18 protein-coding genes and 1 pseudogene are annotated in these 21,090 nt (G+C 65.4%); 4 read left to right on the top strand and 15 right to left on the bottom strand.

The annotated features are described in order from the left end of the window. Positions 1-71 precede the first annotated feature (71 nt). The 6 genes from AC4NN3_RS00505 to AC4NN3_RS00480 all read right to left on the bottom strand — a co-directional run bounded on the left by AC4NN3_RS00505 (position 72) and on the right by AC4NN3_RS00480 (position 6,862). The gene (locus AC4NN3_RS00505; protein WP_491925184.1) at positions 72-818 is read right to left on the bottom strand and encodes an SDR family NAD(P)-dependent oxidoreductase; all 747 of its coding nucleotides are present in this window, start codon (positions 816-818) and stop codon (positions 72-74) included. A gap of 152 nt (positions 819-970) precedes the next feature. After that, positions 971-2,110, bottom strand: coding sequence for a glycosyltransferase family 2 protein (locus tag AC4NN3_RS00500; RefSeq protein ID WP_491925183.1), 1,140 nt, complete (start codon positions 2,108-2,110; stop codon positions 971-973). Between the two features lie 2 nt (positions 2,111-2,112). Next, the gene (locus AC4NN3_RS00495) at positions 2,113-3,360 is read right to left on the bottom strand and encodes an OpgC family protein (protein ID WP_491925182.1); all 1,248 of its coding nucleotides are present in this window, start codon (positions 3,358-3,360) and stop codon (positions 2,113-2,115) included. Beyond that, positions 3,347-5,098 carry a glucans biosynthesis glucosyltransferase MdoH gene (mdoH, locus tag AC4NN3_RS00490; protein ID WP_491925181.1) on the bottom strand — a complete coding sequence of 584 codons (1,752 nt, stop codon included), beginning with the start codon at positions 5,096-5,098 and terminating at the stop codon, positions 3,347-3,349. The genes AC4NN3_RS00495 and mdoH overlap by 14 nt, the downstream gene beginning before the upstream one ends. A gap of 34 nt (positions 5,099-5,132) precedes the next feature. Beyond that, entirely contained in the window at positions 5,133-5,270 is a 138-nt protein-coding gene (locus AC4NN3_RS00485) for a hypothetical protein (protein WP_491925180.1), read from the bottom strand. Continuing rightward, positions 5,267-6,862, bottom strand: coding sequence for an OpgD/OpgG family glucan biosynthesis protein (locus AC4NN3_RS00480; RefSeq protein WP_491925179.1), 1,596 nt, complete (start codon positions 6,860-6,862; stop codon positions 5,267-5,269). The genes AC4NN3_RS00485 and AC4NN3_RS00480 overlap by 4 nt, the downstream gene beginning before the upstream one ends. 324 nt (positions 6,863-7,186) lie before the next feature. Here AC4NN3_RS00480 and AC4NN3_RS00475 point away from each other — a divergent pair, with 324 nt between their 5' ends. Together AC4NN3_RS00475 and AC4NN3_RS00470 are read left to right on the top strand one after the other, a co-directional pair. After that, a complete protein-coding gene (locus AC4NN3_RS00475; RefSeq protein WP_491925178.1) occupies positions 7,187-8,209 on the top strand; it encodes a hypothetical protein in 1,023 nt (340 codons plus the stop codon). Continuing rightward, complete coding sequence (locus AC4NN3_RS00470) at positions 8,202-8,834, top strand: hypothetical protein (RefSeq protein WP_491925177.1); 633 nt, start codon at positions 8,202-8,204, stop codon at positions 8,832-8,834. Before AC4NN3_RS00475 ends, AC4NN3_RS00470 begins: the two co-directional genes overlap by 8 nt. Positions 8,835-9,043: 209 nt before the next feature. Here AC4NN3_RS00470 and AC4NN3_RS00465 read toward each other — a convergent pair whose 3' ends face one another. The 6 genes from AC4NN3_RS00465 to AC4NN3_RS00440 all read right to left on the bottom strand — a co-directional run bounded on the left by AC4NN3_RS00465 (position 9,044) and on the right by AC4NN3_RS00440 (position 16,764). After that, complete coding sequence (locus AC4NN3_RS00465; protein WP_491925176.1) at positions 9,044-10,897, bottom strand: alpha-amylase family glycosyl hydrolase; 1,854 nt, start codon at positions 10,895-10,897, stop codon at positions 9,044-9,046. A gap of 112 nt (positions 10,898-11,009) precedes the next feature. Further along, entirely contained in the window at positions 11,010-11,993 is a 984-nt protein-coding gene (locus tag AC4NN3_RS00460; RefSeq protein WP_491925175.1) for an ABC transporter permease, read from the bottom strand. Between the two features lie 8 nt (positions 11,994-12,001). Then, positions 12,002-13,513: a sugar ABC transporter ATP-binding protein gene (locus tag AC4NN3_RS00455; protein WP_491925174.1), complete on the bottom strand. Its 1,512-nt coding sequence runs from the start codon at positions 13,511-13,513 to the stop codon at positions 12,002-12,004. A gap of 100 nt (positions 13,514-13,613) precedes the next feature. Then, positions 13,614-14,561, bottom strand: a complete 948-nt coding sequence (locus tag AC4NN3_RS00450; RefSeq protein ID WP_491925173.1) for a sugar-binding protein — start codon at positions 14,559-14,561, stop codon at positions 13,614-13,616. 167 nt (positions 14,562-14,728) lie between these two features. Beyond that, positions 14,729-15,703, bottom strand: coding sequence for an NAD-dependent epimerase/dehydratase family protein (locus AC4NN3_RS00445; RefSeq protein WP_491925172.1), 975 nt, complete (start codon positions 15,701-15,703; stop codon positions 14,729-14,731). A gap of 89 nt (positions 15,704-15,792) precedes the next feature. After that, on the bottom strand, positions 15,793-16,764 hold the full coding sequence (locus AC4NN3_RS00440) for a substrate-binding domain-containing protein (protein WP_491925171.1): 972 nt from the start codon (positions 16,762-16,764) through the stop codon (positions 15,793-15,795). A 322-nt stretch (positions 16,765-17,086) separates the two neighbouring features. On the opposite strand from AC4NN3_RS00440, the gene AC4NN3_RS00435 reads away from it, so the two are divergent. Continuing rightward, a complete protein-coding gene (locus tag AC4NN3_RS00435; protein ID WP_491925170.1) occupies positions 17,087-17,827 on the top strand; it encodes an ATP-binding cassette domain-containing protein in 741 nt (246 codons plus the stop codon). Positions 17,828-17,844: 17 nt separating this feature from the next. Then, entirely contained in the window at positions 17,845-18,846 is a 1,002-nt protein-coding gene (locus AC4NN3_RS00430; protein WP_491925169.1) for an ABC transporter permease, read from the top strand. Positions 18,847-18,868: 22 nt separating this feature from the next. On the opposite strand, the gene AC4NN3_RS00425 is transcribed toward AC4NN3_RS00430, so the two are convergent. The 3 genes and pseudogenes from AC4NN3_RS00425 to AC4NN3_RS00415 all read right to left on the bottom strand — a co-directional run bounded on the left by AC4NN3_RS00425 (position 18,869) and on the right by AC4NN3_RS00415 (position 21,088). Further along, positions 18,869-19,900: a LacI family DNA-binding transcriptional regulator gene (locus tag AC4NN3_RS00425; RefSeq protein ID WP_491925168.1), complete on the bottom strand. Its 1,032-nt coding sequence runs from the start codon at positions 19,898-19,900 to the stop codon at positions 18,869-18,871. A 38-nt stretch (positions 19,901-19,938) separates the two neighbouring features. Further along, positions 19,939-20,073 (bottom strand): hypothetical protein, encoded by a 135-nt coding sequence (locus AC4NN3_RS00420; protein ID WP_491925167.1) that lies wholly within the window; start codon positions 20,071-20,073, stop codon positions 19,939-19,941. A 36-nt stretch (positions 20,074-20,109) separates the two neighbouring features. Continuing rightward, positions 20,110-21,088, bottom strand: a pseudogene (locus AC4NN3_RS00415) (ABC transporter permease). Positions 21,089-21,090 lie beyond the last annotated feature (2 nt).

Below are 21,090 nucleotides of genomic sequence, written 5' to 3'. Positions count from 1 at the left end.
AGGTTGAGACAGTCGTTAAAGGCAGTGGTTAGGTGAGCGTTACCGAAACGGCGCAGATGCTGCCGGACGCCTCAATAGGTGGTGCGGCCGCCCGAGAGATCAAAGACGCTGGCGGTGGTGAAGCTGTTGTCGCGGCTGACCAGCCAGGCGACCATGGCGGCAGCCTCGTCGACCTCGAGGAAGCGGCCGCGTGGAATGCGCACCAGCATGTAGTCGATGAATTCGGGGGTGAGTGTGTCAAGGATGCGGGTCTTGGCCGTGGCCGGGGTGATGGCATTGACGGCGATATCGAAGCGGGCCAGTTCCTTGCCCAGCGACTTGGTGAGGCCGATGACGCCGGCCTTGGCGGCCGAATAGGCCGAGAGGTTGGGATTGCCCTCCTTGCCGGCGACCGAGGCGATATTGACGATGCGGCCGTAATTGCGTGCCTTCATCGCGGTGATGACCACCTTGTTGACGTAGAAGGTGCCGTTGAGATTGACCTCCACCACGCGGCGCCACTCGTCGGGATCGTAATCCTCCACGCTGGCATTGGAGCCGGCAATCCCGGCGGAGTTGACCAGAATGGAGACCGGGCCGATATCGCGCTCCACGGCGGCATGGGCGCCAATCAGGCCGGGATAGTCGGTGATATCGACAACCATGGAGGAGGCAGCGGCGCCGAGCGCCACGGTGGCCTGCGACAGCACATCGGCATTGGAATCCCAGAGGCTGACCTGGGCACCGCTCTCAATAAGCCGCCTGGCAATGGCAAAGCCGAGGCCCTGGGCGCCGCCGGTGACCACGGCAACCTGGCCGGCAAGATCGATCTGGTTCACGGCGCTGCACTTTCCCTGGACGGATTGACCCCGTGCGGAACCGGCCAGCGGGCCGACTCCATGCACGGGGCCATTGTGAAGCCGCGACCGGCACCGACACAAGGCCCGATCGCGGCGACTTCAAGCAGGGTGGCCGCAGTGGCGGCGTCAGCCTATTTCCAGGTGAAGATGCGGGTGACGGCGTAGTTGAATACAGAGCTCATCAGTGCACCGGCCAGGCCGGCGATCAGGGGCGCGGGGCGGGCTTCGTAGATCATCGAGGCAATGGAGATATTGGCCACGCCGCCCATGGAACAAACGACGTAAAAGCCTAAGAGACCGGTCCACAGCTTGAGGCCGTGCAGCTTGCGGTCGGCATAGGTCAGCGAGTTGTTGAGGAAGAAGTTCCAGGTCATGGCGGTGATGGTGGCCAGGATCTGGGCGACGATGAAGGTCTCGGGCACGACGCTGGTGAAGAGCCAGAGCACGGATAAATGCACCGCCACACCGCTGAAGCCAACCAGGGCAAACAGCAGGAAACTGGTGGGCAGCAGGCCGCCGGTGAGCTTGGACAGGAACAGGCCAAGGAACTGCAGCACCACCAGGGGGCTCATCTTGCTTTCGCCGGCCTGGCGCTGGCGGAAGACATAGGGCACCTGGGCAATGGCGGGCGGGGTGCCCTTGCGGGCGGCGGTGACCACCAGATCGAGCAGGATCTTGAAGCCTTCGTCGGAGAGCTGGGGCGCGACATCGACGAAGAGATCGCGGCGCACCATGAAGAAGCCGCTCATCGGATCGGCCAGTTCCTGGCCGGCCACCAGGGTGGAGAGGCGGGTCGCCAGATTGCTGCCCCACTGGCGGATAGGCGACAGGCCCTGCCCCGAGGAGCCCTCGCCGCTATAGCGGGACCCGACGGCGATATCGGCACCGGCCCGGACCTTGGCCAGCATGGCGGGCAGGATGGATTCGTCGTGCTGCAGATCGCCATCCATCACCGCCACGAAGGGGGCATTGGTGGAGAGAATGCCTTCGGCGCAGGCCGAGGACAGGCCGCGCCGGCCCAGCCGCTTGATGCAGCGGACATTGTCATGCTGGCGGGCCAGGTCCCAGGCGGCATCGGCCGTGCCATCGGGGCTGTTGTCGTCGACAAAGACCAGTTCCCAATCGATGCCGTCCAGCGCCACGGCGATCCGCTCGACAACGGCGGCCACATTGGCGCGCTCGTTGAAGGTGGGCACGATGACGGCCAGTTCGGGGCTGCGGCCACGGCGGGTGGCAAGCTGGTCGGAAGACGTCTTGATCAGGCTGTCCATGGTCATTTCCTAAGGGCGACATCCGCGCCGGTCCGGGCGGAGATTTTGAGTTGTGCAGTGCGGTCGAGCATCCAGGCGAGGGCGAGTAGCGCCAGAAGGCCGGCGCCCAGGATCAACCCGTCAAACAGGGGATCGGGCTGGCGCGGCGTCTTGACCACCTGCAGGAACATGCTGATGACCGTGCCGGTGGCAAAGACCGCCAGGCCCTGGCGGCCGAGCAGCCGGAAGGGCGCGGCAAAGACTGAACTGGCAAGGGTGCGCATGACCGGCAGGTGGCCGAACACATAAAACAGCGCCAAAGCATGCAGCAGGCGCGGCAGGGCCAGGAAGGTCTTGTCGAACCAGGTGATGTAGAAGGGCGCGCCAATGCTGGACAGCCAGGTCAGGCCGGCGCGGCCAAGACCGCCCAACGGCGGCACCTTGACCCAGAGCAGCACCAGAACGAGGAAGGCGGCAGCGAGGCCGAACAGCACGCGGTGATAGGGGATGAAACGCTTGCCGACCTTCATGGCCGCGCCTGAGAGCAGGCCTACGACAAAGAGCAGTTGCCAGGAGAAGGGGTTGAAAAACCAGCCGCCGGAATTGGGGAAGCTGGGAATATTGAAGCGGAGCTGGCCAGCCACGACCCACAGGGCAATCGACAGCGCCAGCAGCAGCCAGGGTCGGACAAGCCCGATAATGAGCAGCAGCGGCGTGGCCAGCAGCAGCACGGTATAGAGCGGCAGGATATTGAGGTAGCCGAGCTGGTGACCGAGCAGGGGAATGCCGATCAGGGTGGCCAGCGGCTTGCCATAGATGGCGGTGACGTTGTTGCGCTGCATCACCTCGGGCAGGTTGAACCACAGGGCCGCAGCGGCAAAGATGGCCAGGCACAGCATGGTGATGGTGATGTGGACGAAATAGAGCTGGCGCGCCCGGGCCCAGACCCTGGCCACGGCCAGCCAGAGCGGCCCACTGCGGAAGCCGTTGGAATAAGCCAGGCCGGCAGCCATGCCGGACATGAAGACAAAGGCCTCGGCGGCGTCGGAAAAGCCGAAATTGCGGCTGGTCAGCGTCTCGTAGACCGTGCCGGGGACGTGGTTGATGAAGATCATCACCAGGGCAATGCCGCGGAACATGTCGAGCCGGAGGTCTCGGCCGGCCGGAACGGCAATGCGGTCATTGACGACGGGGCGCGTCCGGACGGCGCGCATGGCGCCGGTGCCCAGCAGGCTGGCGGCCTGGTCGGTGCGGAGGTTAGGCAGGGACATGACCGGACATGCTCGTGGAGGCGAGAACAGCCTGATGTTCCAGGGTCATGTCGCCGGAGGTCCAATTGGCAAGAATGGTGCGATGCGCGACCAGAACCGGCGACGGCGCCAGTTCGATCTCGGTGCGGAACAGGATCGGCAGCGCGCGGCGCGTCGGATGGGAGGTGGCGGAAATCAGCAGGGGCGCCACCAGAGCGGGCAGCGTGGCCGGCGCCAGCCAGATGACGGCGGCGGGCGCCAATGCCATGGTGCCGCCCAGGGCCAGGGCGGCCAGCGCGACGATCCACCAGCTGGCCCGGAAGGCGTCGACCAGGGGAACGTAGTTCTGCCCGCGGCGCGTCGCCGGCCAGCCACCGTCAAGGCCAAGCAGCACCTGGGCGACGGCTCGGCTCTGCAGCAGCAGCATGGTGGGGGCCAGCAGGGTGGACAGCACGATTTCGCCCAGCACCGAGAGCAGCGCGACCACGGTGCCGCCAAAACGGCGATTGTGGCCATCGAACATGCCGCGCAGCAGGATCAGCACCTTGGGCAGGACGAGCGTGGCGGCGACAGCAACGCCGAGCATCCAGACCGGGACCGGCGCCGGGCCAAGGCCGGCAGAGACCCTGGGCCAGTCGGGAACGACGGCGGCCACGATGCTGGTGGCCAGCAGGACCAGCCACAGCGGAGAGGCCAGATAGGCCATCATGCCGCGGATGAAGGTGAACCGGCTCCACCATTTGAGGCCCGGCGCGGCCAGCAGGCGGCCGTGCTGCAGGTTGCCCTGGCACCAGCGGCGATCACGCTTGGCATATTCGATGATGTTCTCGGGGCCCTCTTCATAGGAGCCCGGCATGCCGGGATCGACCTGTACCTTCCAGCCGGCGCGCGACAGCAGGGCCGCCTCGACATAGTCATGGCTGAGGATATGCCCGCCGAAGGGCGGCGTGCCGGACAGTTCGGGCAGGCCGCAGCTGGCGGCAAAGGCGCGGACGCGCACAATGGCATTGTGCCCCCAATAGGGGCCCTCATCGCCCTGCATGAGCGCGGCACCGCGCGCGAAGGTGGGTGAGAGGTAGGCGGCGGCAAACTGGATGGAGCGGCCAAACAGGGTGCGGGCATTGATGATATGGGGGACGGTCTGGAGCAGGCCCAAGTCCGGATCGCGCTCCATGCGCCGCGCCATGGTGGCAATGGTGGTGCCTTCCATCAGGCTGTCGGCGTCCAGGATCAGCGCATAGTCATAGGCCGCGCCGGAGCGGGTGATGAAATCCTCGACATTGCCCGCCTTGCGGCCGACATTGCGCTCGCGCCGCCGGTAAAAGATGCGGCCGGCGGCCTCAGGCTCCTGCAGCAGTCGCTCGAACCACACCGCCTCCTGCGCCACGCTTTCCATGGCCTGGGAGTCCGAGAGAATGGCGAAGTGGAAGCGGTCGGCGACGCCTTCGGCGATCAGGCTGCGATTCATCGCCGCGATGCGCGCAAAGGTGACCATGGCATCTTCGTTATAGATGGGGACCAGGATCACCGTGGTGCCGGTGGCCGGCGGGCCGGTTTCAGCGGCGCGGCGATGTGTGGCGAACACGCCCATCACCGCCGCCGCACTGCCCCAGACCAGCCAGAAGCCGCTGAAGGCGACCAGCAGCGTGCGCACAATATCGAGCAGGCTGATGCTGCCCTCGCCGGAAAAGCGCAGGAACAGGTAGCTGCCACCCAGGCTAAGCGCCAAGGTGGTCAGCAGTGCCAACCATCGAAACAATACTGACCTGCGCATCACTGGGATCTGGTCTCAATCACCGGCCGGTGAAGGCCATGAAGGTGTCGCGCAGGGTACGGATCAGCGAACGCCGGTACTGCAACTGCTGCTTGGGCATGTCGAGAGGCGCGTCCGGGAGGGCGTTGGCGAAAGTGAATTCTGCGGTATACTTCATGCGGCAGGCCTCCACTGGTAGAGCCAGGTTTCCGTGAGCGTCTTTCCCAAACCGACCAGATAGGCCTTGAGTTCCAGTGCGGCGCCGTCATTGACCTCGACATCCATCACCAGACGCCAGGCGCCATTGGCCTCGACCCGGAACAGGACCGTGTCGCGCACCACGCCGCCGCTGACGGTGGTGAGCACATCGATCGGGGTATCTTCGTCAAAGCCGGCGATCTCGCCGCCCTTGAAATCAATAACGAATTTGCGCAGATCGTGTTCGTTCAAGACGCCGGACACGCCGCCGGCACCGGCCCGTGTCTCCATGACATAGGCGGTTTCGGCATTGTCGTCCGGATTGAGATCACCCCAGATCAGGCGATAGGAAAATTCGCGGCTCTGGCCGGCCAGCACGGGCTCGGCCGGGACCCAGAAGGCGCCGATATTGTCGTCGGCCTCGATCTTGGCCGGCATCTCGATGAGGCGGACCATGCCCTGCCCCCAATTGCCGAGCGGCTCGACGCGCAGGGAAGGCCGGCGTTCGTAATGGGCGCCCGCATCCTGATAGGTCTCAAAATCGCGGCCGCGCTGATAAAGGCCGAAGGCGCGCGGGTTGTTTTCCCAGAGATAGGAATTGCCCAGGGTCTCGCCATTGTTGAGGGCGCGCCACATGACCTCGCCGCTTTCGCGCTCCACCAGCAGGCCATTGCTGTCATGCACCTGGGGGCGGTAGTCGTCAAAGCCGCCGCGATTGGCTTCGGCGTAGAGGAACATCGAGGTCAGCGGCGCCACGCCCAGTTCCTGGACGTCGCTGCGGAAATAGAGCCGCGCCGTCACGTCCATGACGGTTTCCTGCGCCGCGTCGCTGGCCGGGGTGATGACGAAGCGGTAGGCGCCGGTCACGCTCTGGCTGTCGAGCGCGGCATAGATGGTGAGCGACCCGCCGGCTTGGGGCTTTTCGACATAGAATTCGGTAAAGCTGGGGAATTCCTCGGGAAGGCTGACCCAGGAATTGATGACGAGACCACGGGCGCTGAGGCCATAGATGTTGTCGCGGCCGAGCGAGCGGAAATAGCTGGCGCCGAGAAAGGTTACCAGTTCGTCAAAGGCGCCCGGGCGATTGAGCGGATAATTGATGCGCAGACCGGCCACGCCGGGGAAGGGATTGGCCAGCGCGCCCGCCTCCACCGCGTTGTCATGATACTGAAAATCGCGTGGGCTAAAGTCGACCGGCCGGGCCATGCCTGCCTCGATCTCGAACACCTTGACGGGATCGTTGAACAGCCAGCCGAGATGGAAGGCCTGCAGCCGATAGCCCAGATCATCGGCGGCCCATTTGCTGGCCTCAGGGCGATACTGGATGCGGCGATAGGCATCATAGTCGAGATCGTGCAGGGGATCGGGAATGACCACGCTGACCGGCGCATAGGGCGTGCCGGCCTGAGTCTGCATGCGCGCGCTGAAGCTGTCGAAATCAAAGGCAAAGCTGCCCTGATCCTGCGCCATGAGAGGCTGTGTCATGGCCGTGGTCGACAAGAGCAGCAGCGAAGCGCCGATGCCCTTGAGGACAGTGCGGCGGCTATGGGAGGAATGGGGGGGGCGCTTCACCTGGTACCTGCAAGTCTGTGACCACCATAACGCGGCGGCGGTGCTTCGGTAGGGCTTCCAACGTCTCTATAGTGAAAAAGTTGATGCATGTGTCCTATGCGTCCAGTGCATGGTTTGACCCGCAACGGCGGGACGGCGGGCGTGTTACTGCACCAGCCCGATGAGACGGCCCCGAGAAAGCTAATGATGACGTCGCTTCAACCCGCACAGCGGCAGCAAAAACCGGGCCGTCATCTGGTACTTCTGCTCATCCCAATCGGCTTCGCGCTATTGGGATTGTTGATCCGGTACCTGGCCTATGTGCAGACCGTTGATGGCGCATCTATGGCCGGATTTGTCAGCGGCATGTGCCGCTGGGACTGCGGCTGGTATGTGCGGATTGCCGAAGAGGGCTATGATCCATTTCCGGTGCCCAGCATGGTCAATGCCGGCAACTGGGCATTCTTTCCGCTGTTTCCGCTGCTGGTGGGTGCCCTGCGCACCCTGACCGGCCTGCCCACCATGGTGGTGGCGTCGACCACCTCGCTGGTGCTCACCATTGCTGCCGTGCGCGTGGCCTGGCCGCTGCTGGGCAAGGACATACGGGCCTATATGCTGTTCAGCGCCTTCCTGCTGGCGGGACCGTTTTCGGTCTATTTCACCACCTTCTACAGCGAAGCGGCCTTCATGCTGCTGACCGCCTGCGTGTTTGCGGCGCTGCAGCGCCGGCACTATCTGGCAGCGGGCCTGTTCGCGGCGCTGCTGTCGGGCTCGCGTATCGTGGGCGTGTTCATCGTGCTGGCCATCGTGCTGCAGGCCTGGCTCGACCACCGCGAGCGCGGCGGCAAGCTTGTCGACTTCGTGCCGGCGGTGTTGCAGCGGCCGGACGTGCTGGTAGCCATCTTCATCGCGCCGCTGGGACTGTTTGCCTATATGGCCTATCTGCACTGGCAGATCGGCGACGCGCTGGCCTTCAGCCATGTGCAGCGCGCCTGGGGCCGCGCCACCGGCAATCCACTGGGCTATCTGTGGAACGGGTTGACCAGCTTTCGCCAGGACAGCTGGATGCCCAGCGTCGCCCAGCAACTATCCGTGGCCTGGCTGGTCGGCATGGCCATGGTGATCGTGATGGCGGTGCGCCGGCAGTTTGCCGCAGCGCTGTTCTGCCTGATCTGCCTGGGCCTGCCGCTCTTTGCCGGCCTCGCCTCCATGCTGCGCTTTGTGGTCGGGCTGGCGCCGGTGAGCGTGACGGCGATGAGCCTGCTCGCCCACCGGTCCTGGATCGCCTATCTGGCCCTGGCCGTCATCGTGGTCGGCGGCTATTTCGGCGCGGTCGGCTGGCTTACCGGAGTGCTGACCCTTGTCTGAGACCGCCCTGACCAACAAGCCGCTCCGCCTTGCCGCCTATGGCGTGGTCGCGCTGGCCATTGCCTTCGAGCTTATCGTCGTCTGGTGGATGCTGCATCCGCAGGTGCCGCCGGACTACCGCGCCTATTACATCGACAAGAGCACGACCTGCCTCAACCAGCCGGTATCGGGGGATTATGTGCTGGGCAGCACGGTGTCGTTCCTGAGCGAAGGCAACGAGCAGGCCAAGCCGCTGCGGGTGTGTGGCTGGACCGGCCCGGCCGGCGACGGCACCCATGCGGTGGGGCAGACCTCGCGGCTGCGCTTCGCCCTGGCGCCGGACAGGAGCGGGCCGCTGACGCTGGCGCTGGAACTGGTGGCAGTCGAGCGTGAGGGCTATCCGTCACAGCGGGTGGCGATCAGCGTCAATGGTACAGCGTTGCAGACGGTGACAGTGCTGGCAGGGGTGCCGCTGGCGGTCGATCTGGTCATTCCCGGCGACGTCGTTGCCGCCCATCCCGACAGCCTGGAGCTGGTGCTGGATTATCCCGACGCCATCGCCATGTCGCCCAGCGACAGCAATACGCGGATGCGCTCGATCAAGCTGCTGTCGGCACGGCTGGCGAGTGGGCCCACACCGCCCTAACTCGCTTCACGCGTAAGCTGCCCAGGCTCTGTCGCCCCTCCCCATCCGGGTCGCGTCGCGGCAGGTGCGGGCTCGTAAGGAGGGTCGGGTTGGGGGCCTCAGTGGTCATTGCTACGCCCCCCACCCTCCGTCCCTCCCCACAAGGGGGAGGAAGGCGCAAGGCCTCGCGTCAGGTGAAGGGTGAAGCGATCCAGCTGGACGGCGTCGGTTTACGACCTGGGCTGGCTGCCGAGCAGGAGCGTGGTGTCGGCGGGCAGGATCCAGAAATGGTCGGTGTCGAAGGGCCGGCGGCCCGCACCATCATAGTCCGGATGCTCGCTGGACCAGACCAGACCCCATTTGCGGCCGGCGGGCGGGGCGAAGAGCGGCTCGGCGATGACGCCGAGCGGCAGATCGCGGCCGAGATTGAGCAGCAGCAGGCGTTCGTCGGCAGGATCGTCGGCGAAGAAGCGCAGCAGCAGGGCGGCATCGCCGATGACCGCTCCATCGATGCGGCCCCTACCCGTGGACGAGAACACGGTTTCAGACTGCCGCAGCGCCAGCAGATCGCGATGCAAAGCCAACAGGGGGGCGTGACGGTCGGCCTGGGTCCAGTCGAGCTTGCTGGTGGCAAAGGTTTCATTGGCATCGGGCGCCGGCAGGCGTTGCTGCATGACCGGGTCGGCGACGCTGGGGAAATGGGTCAGGCCGTCGCGCCGCCCCTTGGCAACGGAGGCGGCCTCGTCGCCGTCCAGCCCGAGAAAATAGAGAAAGGGATTGTCGGCGCCGAATTCCTGGCCCTGGAACAGGCAGGGCGTCTGGGGCCCCAGCAGCAGCAGCGCCGTCATGGCGCGGATACGCGCCGGCGTGGCGAGCGTCGCGAGGCGAAAGCCGCGGGCGGAATTGGCAATCTGGTCGTGGTTTTCGAGGAAATGGACGATCCGCTCGGGGCCGGTATCGAGATTGAAGGTGCCATAGGGCTGGTCGCGCATGTCGGAGCGCTGACCCTGGTAGAGGAAGCCATATTTGAGCGCCGAGACCAGTTCCTGCGGCGTGCCGGCATAGTCGCGGTAGTAGAAGTCGTTGTGACCGGTGATGGCGACCCGGGCGGCATGCTGGAAATCATCGCTGGCCAGGGCATCGAGCCCAAAGCCACCTTCGGCGATAGGCGTGATCAGGCGACGATCCTGCGGTTGGTTTTCGGCAATGAGATAGACCGAGCGGCCGGCCGCTTCCCCTGCCGCCCGGGCGGCGCGGGCGATGGCGGCGATGATGTGCTCGTCGGTATCGTCATGCAGGGCCTGGGTGGCGTCGAGGCGCAGGCCGTCGAGATGGAACTGCTCGATCCAGTAGGCGGCGTTGCGGGTGATGAAATCCCGCACGGGTGCGGCATGGGGGCCATCGAAATTGAAACCGGGGCCCCACTCATTGGCGTAGCGGCTGGTGAAATAGTGCTCGCTATAGGCGCGATAGTGATCGCCCAGGCCGACATGGTTGTAGACGACGTCGTGCAGGACGCCGATGCCGCGGGCATGGGCGGCATCGATGAAGGCGCGCATGTCGTCGGGCGCGCCATAGGGAGCAAAGGGAGCATAGGGCAGGATGGTGTCATAGCCCCAGCCGAACCGCCCCTTGAAACTGCCCACCGGCATGAGCTGGATGGCGGTGACGCCAAGGCTGAGCAGATGATCGAGCCGCTCGATCGCTGCAAGCCAGGTGCCGGGGACGGTGAAGGTGCCGATATGGAGCTGGTAGATCACCTGGTCGAAACGGCTGAGCCCGCGCCAGGCCTGATCGGTCCAGGCGAAGGCGTTGGCGGTGACCACGGACCAGTCTCCGCCATCGCCGGACTGGCGACGGGACGCCAGATCAGGCAGGCGCGGTCCGCCGTCGATATGAAAGCCGTAGCGGGCGCCCTCGCCAAGATCCGCAAGCGTCGTCGTAAAATAGCCGTCGCCCAGCTTCTGCATCGGCAGGAGGCCCCTGCCCTCGATGTCCAGGTCGACGCGTTGCCGACCCTGCGCCCAGACGTTGAAGTGGGTCTGGCCGTTTTCGAGGTGGGCGCCGAGAGGTCTGGGGTTCATGGTCATCGCTATGGCCAGCAAGGGTGGAGGCGGAACGGCTCGCAGGTGGGTTCGTTCCGTTCCCTGCTGCAGCAGCGTCGGGTCGGATGCGGCATTTGAAGACGCGCGGCGGTCAGGGCAAGGGCCGTGGCTCCATGGCGCGCTCGGCCCGGCGGGTGGCGCGGTAGCGGTTGAACTGCTGTTCGGCCAGCACACCGGCCAGGATTACCGCGCCCATGACGGCAAAGTTCAGCGATGACGGAATGCCGAGCAAGTTGACCAGGTTCTGCAGTTCCTGCAGCAGGACGACGCCCAGGATGACGCCGATGATCGAGCCTTCCCCGCCGCGCAGGGAGAAGCCGCCCAGTACCGCGGCGGCGATGGCATAGAGCTCGTAGAAATTACCATGTGATGAGGGCTGCACGGAGCGCGTGAACATGGCGAAGTAGATCGCGGCAATGGCTGTCAGTACGGCGCAGATGACATAGGCCAGCGTGATGACGAGGCCGGTGCGGATGCCCGAATAGCGGGCCGCCTCCTCGTTCTTGCCGACGGCGTAAAGGTGGCGGCCGAATACCGAGCGATGCAGCAGCACCCAGCAGAGCGCGCCGACCAGCAGCATGGCAATGAAGGAATGCGGGATGCCCAAGGAACGGCCAATGGTCAGCCATTCGAGCTCGGGAAAGCTGGCGCCGAAGGGAAAACCGGCCGTGGCCTCGCCGGTATAGCCGCGGGCAACGCCGCGATAGATGAGCAGGCCGCAGAGGGTGACGACAAAGGGCTGCATCCGCAGCCGGGTGATCAACAGGCCATGCGCCAGCCCCATCAACGTGCCGATGCCGATGGTGAGCAGCACCGCCGCGGGCCAGGGCACGCCGAACCGCCCGACCATATCCACGAAGAGCACCCCGAGCAGCGCAATCATCGAGCCGACCGACAGGTCGATGCCGCCGGTCATGATGACAAAGCCCTGGCCGATGGCGAAGAGGCCGAACAGGCCGATCAGGTTGGCGGTATTGCCCAGGTTGATGGGCGAGAGGAAGAGCGGGTTGCGCAGATAGACCACGGCCCCGACGATGACGATCAGCACGGCCAGTCCCATGTCCTTTTTTTGCATGACTTTTCCTAGTTTGCCCCAACGGCGAGCCGCAGCACGCCCTGTTCTGAAAATTGCGGACGTTCCAGGGTGCCGGCGACCCCGCCCTCGCGCAGCACGACGATGCGGTCGGAGACGCCGATCACCTCCTCCATGTCGCTCGAAATCATGAGCACACCGATCCCGGCATCGGCCAAAGCCCGCAGCAGACGATAGATCTCCGCCTTGGCGCCGACATCGATGCCGCGGGTCGGCTCGTCGAAGATGATAAGCCGCGGCCGCATGGACAGAAACTTGGCCAGCACCACCTTCTGCTGGTTGCCGCCGGACAGTTCGGCGGCGACCCGCGTTAGATCGGCGGCCTTGATGCCGAGGGCGCTGCGCTGGGTCTCGGCCCGATCACGAATGCCGCGCCAGTGGACGAGGCCATGCCGGGCCAGGGACGGCAGATCGGCCAGCGCGATATTCTCGTCGATGGCGCCTTCGAGGACGAGGCCGGTGCGCTTGCGGTCTTCGGGGACCAGATAGAGGCCGGCCTCGATCGCCTGGCGCGGGGTGGCGGCGCGCAGCGGCTGTCCGGCCAACCGGATTTGGCCACCCACCAGCGGACGGATGCCGAAGACGGTTTCGGCCAGTTCGGTGCGGCCGGCGCCGACAAGCCCGGCAATGCCGAGGATCTCCCCTGCCCTGACATGGATATCGGCCCGGGCCTGTGGCCAGGCCGTGGTCGAGACGCCGGTGAGCGACAGGATGACGTCGCCGGGTGGCGTGGCGGGCGGGGTATAGAGCGCCTTGAGGTCGCGGCCGATCATCAGGCGGATCATGGCATCATGGCGGATGTCCTGGCGGGCCAGTTCGCCCGCCACACGGCCATCGCGCAAAGCGAGCACGCGATCGGCACAGGCCTCGATCTCGCCGAGGCGGTGGGAAATATAGATGACGGCGATGCCCTGCGCCTTGAGGTCCGCGATGACCTGCAGCAGGGTGCGGGTTTCAGACAGGGTCAGGGACGAGCTCGGCTCATCCATGATGACAACGCGCGCCTCGATGGACAAGGCCCTGGCGATTTCGAGCAGTTGCCGCTCGGCCAACGACAGGTCGAGTACGGGGGTATCGGGGCCGAAATGGGCGCCGACCCGGGACAGCAGCGGCCGGGCCGCGGCGCGCATGCCTTGCAGGTCAAGCAGGCCAAGCGGCGACCGCTTTTCGCGGCCGAGGAAGATGTTGGCGGCGACATCGAGATTGTCGAAGACATTGAGTTCCTGGTGCACGAAGGCAATGCCGGCAGCCTGCGACTGGGTGACGCTGAGGTGCTGATGAGCGATGTTATCGATGACGATGCGGCCGGCGCTGGGCGCGATCACGCCGCCGAGGATCTTCATCAGCGTCGACTTGCCGGCGCCGTTCTCGCCGATGAGGCCGAGCACTTCGCCGGCATTGACGGTCATGGAGACGTCGGACAAAGCCACGACGCCGGGATAGGCCTTGGAGATGTTCTCGAGCGCCAGCAAGGGTGGTGACGGGAGCAGATGAAGTGTCATGTCGCGTGCCTAACAAGGACGGCGCCAGCGGCACTGTCGGAGCTTTAAGGGGCCGCACCAGGCCGGCAAAGGCCCGGTGCGGCTGGATCGGCGGGGAGGACTAGCCGCCAATCCGCGCCTTGAGTTCGGCTTCGAAGGCATCGACATTGGCGGCATCGATCACCTTGGTCGGGACAATGATCAGGCCGTCTTCCGGCACGCCGGACATGTCGCCTTCAAGATATTTGGCCATCAGGAGCATGCCCTGATAGCCCCACTGATAGGGGTCCTGCACGACCGTGCCGGCAAAGCTGCCCTCGCGGACAGCGCCGAGGGTGATGGGATCCTCGTCAAAGGCGATGACGGTGATCTGGCCCAGCTTGCCGGCCGCCTGCAGGGCCTCGTAGATCTTGGGGGGATTATAGGAATAGAACCCGACCATGCAGGTGATGTCGGGATTGGCGGCGAGCACGTCATCGACATTGGAGCGGGCGCGGGCAAAGTCGACATCGTCGCCGCGCACGTCGACCAGTTCGATGCCCGAGCCCTCGATGGCCGAGCGGAAGCCGGCAATGCGCTCGATCGCATTGTCGGCCCCCAGAAAGCCGACAAAGCCCATGCACTTGCCGCCATCGTGCAGCGCCTTGACGGCGATTTCGCCGGCCTGCTCGCCGGCCAGGGTATTGGAGGAGCCGAGATAGGCGATGCGATCGCTGTCGGGGGCGTCGCTGTCGGTGGTGAAAAGCGGCACCTGGGCGGCAATGCGGTTGAAGGCATCGATGGAGTTCTTGGGATCGGCCGAGGAGATCATGATCGCATCGGTGCCGGCCGCCGCCAGGTCATCCATCAGGGAATTCTGCAGGGCGGCGGTGCCCTGGGCGGGATAGCGGAACTGCAGTTCGTAATTGGGCAATTCGGCCTGCGCCTTGTTGACCCCGGCCTCGGCCAGCTTCCAGAAATCGGAGGCGGCGTTGACGACGAAGGCCAGCTGCTGCTTGTCCTGGGCCAGAGCGGGGCCGGCCAGCATGGTAGCCAGGGCCGCCATGGAGATGGTGTGTTTCCAGTTCATTTCGTCCTCCCTGTCGCCAGCGGGTTGAGCCTGCCGCGCGACGTCTGTGTGATGTCCTGCGGCGTCAGTGCCGAAGAACGGTGCATACCCATCGCTGTCCCTTCGGATGCGGCGGCGGTCGGTGGTTCCGCCTTGCCGCCTGCGAGCGGTATCGGTGCGCGCCTGCCCTAACCCGGGTACCAGACGATGCGTGGATCATCGGGGGCGCGGATATAGCTCCAGGCGCGCTCGATGAGCTGTTCGAGATCGATGAGGGGCCGCCAGCCCAAGAGCTGGCCGGCCTTGGCATTGTCGAGCCAGTTGCTGAAATAGGGGGTCGGCACTGCGACGGAATCCAGGCCCTGCGCGCGCTGCAAGATCGACGCGACCTGGCCGTAATCGACCGGTTCAGTCATGGCGATATTGAACAGCTCGCCCGTGGCAGCGGGATTGTCGAGCGCAGCCAGGATGGCGCGGACGAGGTCGCTGACATGGATGAAATTGCGCTTGAGCGGCGTGCCCTGCGCGTCATGCAGCACGGGCACCGTCTCCGCCTGGGCGAGGCGCGCGATCTCGGCGGCGCTAAAGAATTCGCTCCACAGCGGGCCGCCGAACTGGTCGGCAAAGCTCAGGACATGGCGGAAATCGTCCTTTTCCATGATCCAGGGCGCGCGCAGGCAGCAGGTATTGATGCCGTATTGCAAGCGGTATTGCTCGAGCATCACCTCCTCGATCACCTTGGTCAGCGCATAGCAGCCGGGATAGGCCCGGCGCGGCGCCTGTTCGGTGATGGGCGCATCGTATTGGTGGAAGATGTGACCGACGGAGCAGTCGCCGCCGATCAGGATGAACTGGCGGGCCGTAGGCGACGTGCGGAAGGCCTCGAGCAGGTTGAACATGCCCTTGACGCCGACATCGATGGCAAGATCCGGGCTTTCCTTGACCGCCGCCATATGCAGCACATGGGTCACGTCCTGCAGGGCGGCGTGCACAGCGGCGCCATCAGCGAGCGAGCCGCGCACGACCTCGACGGCGGGGTGATCGATGACGCGGTTGTTGCACAGGGCGCGGATGCTCCAGCCGGCAAAGCGAGGCTCGGCCAGAAATGCGGGCAGGAAATTGAGGCCGACCTTGCCGGTCATGCCGGTTACCAGAAGTTTCACTGATGTTTCCTCGAAACTGTCCTGCGTTCGACCCCATGCGGCCGGCATGGCGCCGGATGCGCCATGCTGCGACGTGGAGGACAGGAGGGCTACTGCGCGCAGAAGCCGGGTTCTTCGTGGGTGCAGACGTCCAGCCCGGTATAGAGCGGGTCCTCGACGGCCTCGCCATTGACCAGCTGGATCATCACGTCGGGCGCCCTTTGCCCCATTTCGAACGGCCGCTGGCCGATCTGGGCATGGCTGCGACCCTCGTTGAAGGCCTGCACCTGCGGCGGCAGCGTGTCGCCGGCAACGATGATCAGATCATTGCTCTTGAGCCGGTCCATGACCTGGTCGGTGACCTGGGCATAGGCCTGGGGGGCGAACTGGGCCCAGCCACCGATCAGGATGAAGGCATCGAGATCGGGATTGGAGGTGAAGACGTCGGCCATCTGCTGGTTGGCCAGATCGATCTGATCATTGGTAAAGACCGGGCAGCCCTCGATCTCACTCCAGCCGCCTTCGCCGGCCAGGCGATCGGTGCCCTTGGCGCCGGCAATGGTGTCGCGGAAGCCGGCGGCGCGGGCGTTGATATTGTCGGCGGCCACGTTGCCCAGTTGCAGGCAGACGGTGCCACCCTCTGGCTTGAGGCGCTGGGCCTGCTCGGCCATCATCACGCCCATCAGATAATTGTCGGTGCCCAGGAAGGTCGCCCGCAGGCCGCGATCGGCCTCAGACAGATCGGCATCCACGGTCATTACCGGGATCGTGGGGGCGATTTCCTTGAGCCGGTTGGCCATTGCCGGGGCATTGGACGGCGAAATGGCGATCGCCGCAATGCCCCGGGTGATCAGGTCATCCACCAGTTGCACCTGGCCGGCCTCGTCGGCGCTGGAGGCCGGGCCGGTATAAAGGCACTCGTATTCGGAATCCGGATTGTTGGCTGCCCAGTCCTGGCAACCGAGATTGATCTGCTCGAAGAAGGGATTGTCCAAGCCCTTGACCACGATGGCCAGGGTTTTTTTCTCCTGGGCCTGCGCCCCGGCGGCCGAAAGCGCCACCACGGCTGCGGCCGCAGCCATATATCTTGCGTACCTCAATTTACGTCCTCCCATGTTGTGGATCCGCCGTCCGGCGTCTTTTGACGTCCGATCGCCGTTCCTGCTGCTCCCGGCATTCCGGCAGCATAACTCCAGTCCCGGACTTGCGTCCTGGTCGCTACTGCATCATTCCGATAGCGCCGATGATATTATGTGATAATATCACCATCGAACGTGCGTGGACGTCAAGCTGGAATCGTGGAGCTGGTACCGGCAATCGCAGGCCACGGCAGCTCCGGCGTTCCGACATAAAAGCAAAACCGCCGGCCACGACACCGGGGGAGCGCAATGGAGGGGGAGGCGCATGAGCGCATTGCGACTGGATAATATCAGCAAGAATTTCGGCGCGATTCGCGCACTGACCGATGTATCGCTAAGCATAGAGCCCGGCGAGGTGCTGGGCCTGATGGGTGACAATGGCGCGGGCAAGTCCACCCTGGTCAAGGTCATTGCCGGCAATTTCGCGCCGTCCGCGGGCGAGATGCATATCGACGACAAGAGGGTCCGCTTTCACCGCCCCATCGATGCGCAGCGCGCCGGCATCGAGGTGGTCTACCAGGACCTGGCGATCTGCAACAACCTGTCAGCGGCGTCCAATGTGTTCCTCGGGCGCGAGCTGATGCGGCAGGTCGGTCCGTTCCGCATTCTCGACTATGCCGCCATGCGCAGCCGCGCCGCCGAGCTGTTCGGCCGCCTCAAATCGGAAACGCGACCGCGCGACCTGGTCAAGCGCATGTCGGGCGGCCAGCGCCAGGCCGTGGCCATTGCCCGGACCCTGCTGAGCGATGCCCGCATCGTGCTGATGGACGAGCCCACCGCGGCCATCTCGGTGCGGCAGGTGGCCGAAGTGCTCAACCTCATCCGCCAGCTGCGCGACCATGGCATTGCCGTGATCCTGATCAGCCACCGCATGCCCGATGTGTTCGATGTGGCGGACCGCATCGCCGTGCTGCGACGGGGGGTGCTGGTGGCCGACAAGAAGGCGGCGGCTTCATCCCCCGAAGAGGTCACCGGCCTCATCACCGGCGCCATTGAATTCGCGTGACACGACAGGACCGTCCCATGCCCAGCACTTCCCTCTCCGAGGTTATCGACCACTCCGAATATCGCGGCATGCTCGGCCGGCTGACCAGCCACCAGACCTTCTGGGTCTTCGTGGCGGCGCTGCTGGCCTGCCTGGCGCTGACGCTGCTCACCGACACCTTTGCCACCGAGCGCAACCTGTTCAACGTGTCGCGCAATTTCGCCTTTGTCGGCATCATCGCCATCGGCATGACGGCGGTGATCGCCTCGGGCGGCATCGACCTGTCGGTGGGATCGACCGTGGTGCTGTCGGCCATGACGGTGGCGGTGCTGATGTCGGGCGGCATGCCGATCTGGATCGGCATCCCCGCAGCGCTGCTGGCCGCCCTAATGGTGGGTGCGGCCAATGGCGTGCTCATCGCCTATGCCGGCATGCCGCCCTTCGTGGTCACGCTGGGGAGCCTGTCGGTGGTGCGTTCGCTGGCCATGGTGCTGTCGGACAACAAGATGATCTATGAATTCGGCCCCGATACCGCCACGCTGCTCGGGCTGGGCGGCGGCTCGACGCTGGGCCTGCCCAATCCGCTGATCGTACTGGCCGTGCTGGCCGGGGTGACGGGGTTCCTGTTCAAGTGGACGCGCTGGGGGCAGCACCTGTTTGCCCTGGGCGGCAATGAGCAGGCCGCCAAGCTGACCGGCATTGCGGTGCGGCCGCTCAAGGTCTCGGTCTATATGTTCTCGGCGTTTACGGCCGGCATTACCGGCGTGCTGGAAGTGGGCTGGCTGGGCGGCGTCACCACCAATCTGGGGCAGGCGATGGAGCTCTCGGTGATTGCTGCGGCCGTGATCGGCGGCGCCAATCTGGCGGGGGGCGTCGGCAGTGCCTTTGGCGCCATTGTCGGCGCCCTGCTGATCGAGGTGATCCGCAACAGCCTTATCCTGCTGGGCATCAGCACCTTCTGGCAGGGAGCCTTTGTCGGCTCCTTCATTATCATCGCGGTGGCCTTTGATCGCTTCCGCAGCGCCCGCTCGTCCGACTAGCGCAAAGACCGCGCCGCCTGGCTTATGGGGCCCGGCGGCGTGGCGCGGCGCTGAGTGCGGCGGCCGGCCCGGTCGACTGGCGCTCGACCAGCACGCATTCCACCTTGATCCGACTGGAAGAGGAATGGAGGCCCCCGACATCGTCGAGCAGCAGCTCCACGGCGGTGCGGCCCATTTCGTAGAGCGGCAGCACCAGCGTGCTCAGCGGGGGATGCATGTATTGGGCGATTTCGCGATCGTCAAAGCCGATCACCGCCACATCGTCGGGGACCCGGTGGCCAAGCTCGCGCAGGGCGTCGTAGCAGCCGAGCGCCATCATGTCGTTGGCGCAGAAGATGCCGTCCGGCGGGTTGTCCAGCGCCATCAGCTCTTTGGTCATGTCATAGCCGGCCGACGGCTCCCAATTGCCGGGGCGAACCAGAGCCGGATCGAAGGGCACGTCATTGCTGGCCAGAGCCTGCTTGTAGCCCTTGAGCCGGTCGCGCGCCGCGTCAACGCCCTGCTCGCCATTGATCAGGGCGACGCGGCGGCAGCCACGGTTGAGCAGATGTTCGGTCGCAGCGCGACCGCCGAGCACATCGCCGGGCAGCACGGAATGGGCGCTGTGCGCCTCATCATAGCAGTTGAGCAGCACCAGCCGGTGCCGGGCCAGAGCCGGCGGGACCTGCACCACGCGCGTCAGGATGGTGCCATAGATCAGGCCCAGGACCGGGACATTGCCCAGACCGGCCAAGAGGCTAGTTTCGACATCGGCATCGGCATGGCTGACGCCCATGAGCATGTTGATGCCCGCTTCCAGCGCCCGGTTGCGCGCGCCCTCGAAGGCCAGCGACATCCAGGGATCGGTGATGGTCTCGTCGGCGATGAAGATGATGGTGGATTGCAGGCCCGGCACGGCGCGCTGCTCGCGGCGCACGAATTTGTAGCCCAGGGTCTGGGCGGCCTCGAGCACACGCTTGCGGGTGGCGTCGGCCAGGCGGCCGCTCTTGCCGCCGCTGAGCACCAGCGACACCGTCGCCTGTGACACGCCAGCCGCGGCCGCGACATCCATCATCGTGGGTCGCCCGGTCGGCGAGCGTCGCTTTGAAGTCGTCACAGGCAGTCGTCCTCGTCCAGTTCACCCAATGCGGCCCGTGCGCGCCTGGCGCCGCGGCCCGAGCCGCCGGCCTGCAGCGTGGTCAAGCTGCCCAAGTTCCTAAGGGTGTGCAGGGCCGAGGTCAACGTCATGAGCGCGTTCCCGGGGAGCGGCGAGTCGCCCATGCGTCAGCGGCCGGATTTCTCGCGACCATAGAGCAGCAACATGGTGATGATGACGCCGCCATAAATGATCTGGCGGCCGAATTCGGCGATCTGCATGACCGAGAGGATCGATTGCAGCAGGGTGATGAGGATTACCCCGGCCGTGGTGCCGAGATAGCTGCCGCGGCCGCCCAGGATGGAGGTGCCGCCCAGCACCACCGCGGCAATGGCGGGCAGCAGATAGGCATCGCCCATGGACTGGGCCGCCTTGCCTGCATAGCCGGCCAGCAGGACCCCGCCGAAGGCGGCCACCGCAGACGGCAAAGGCAATCATGACCACACGCTGGGTCGGCACGCCGGAGAGATAGGCCGCCGCCTCCTTGTTGCCGATGCCATAGACGGCCCGGCCAAAGGTGGTGCGGCCGAGCAGGAAGACGGCCACCGCGCCGGTCAGGGCCCAGACGATGACCGCATTGGGAATGCCCAGAATGGTGCCGGCGGCCAGATAGCGCATGGCCGGGGAGGCGCTGTCGACCGGGGCGAAGCCGCCGGTATAGGCCACCATCAGCCCCTGGGCGACGGCATTTACCGCCAGCGTCATGATCATGGAGGGAATGCGCAGATAGGCAGTACCGACGCCGTTGACCAGCCCGACCAGCACGCCACAGAGCACGCCGAAGGGAATGGCAAAGACCTCGCCCATGGGGCCATAGGCGGTGGCGGCTGAAGCCATCATGGCGCCCAGCGTCACCGTCCAGGGGACCGACAGATCGATCTGGCCGAGCAGGATCACCAGCATCATGCCGGTGGCGATGACGCCGAGGAAGGCGCCGACCTTGAGCTGCTGCAGCAGGTATTCGGGCGACAGGAAATTGGGCGAATAGAGGCTGCCGATCAGCAGCAGCAGCAGGATGCAGCCAAAGGCCGTTGCGACCGGCAGGTCGATGCGGCTGGTCCAGGAATTGCGGAGCGCGGCGGGCGGGTCGAGCTTGTCGGTGGTCATCT

It is taken from the genome of Devosia sp. MDV22-iso42, assembly GCF_058629155.1.
Note: the sequence above shows the minus strand (reverse complement) of the source record. Positions and strands in the feature narration are given on the sequence as shown.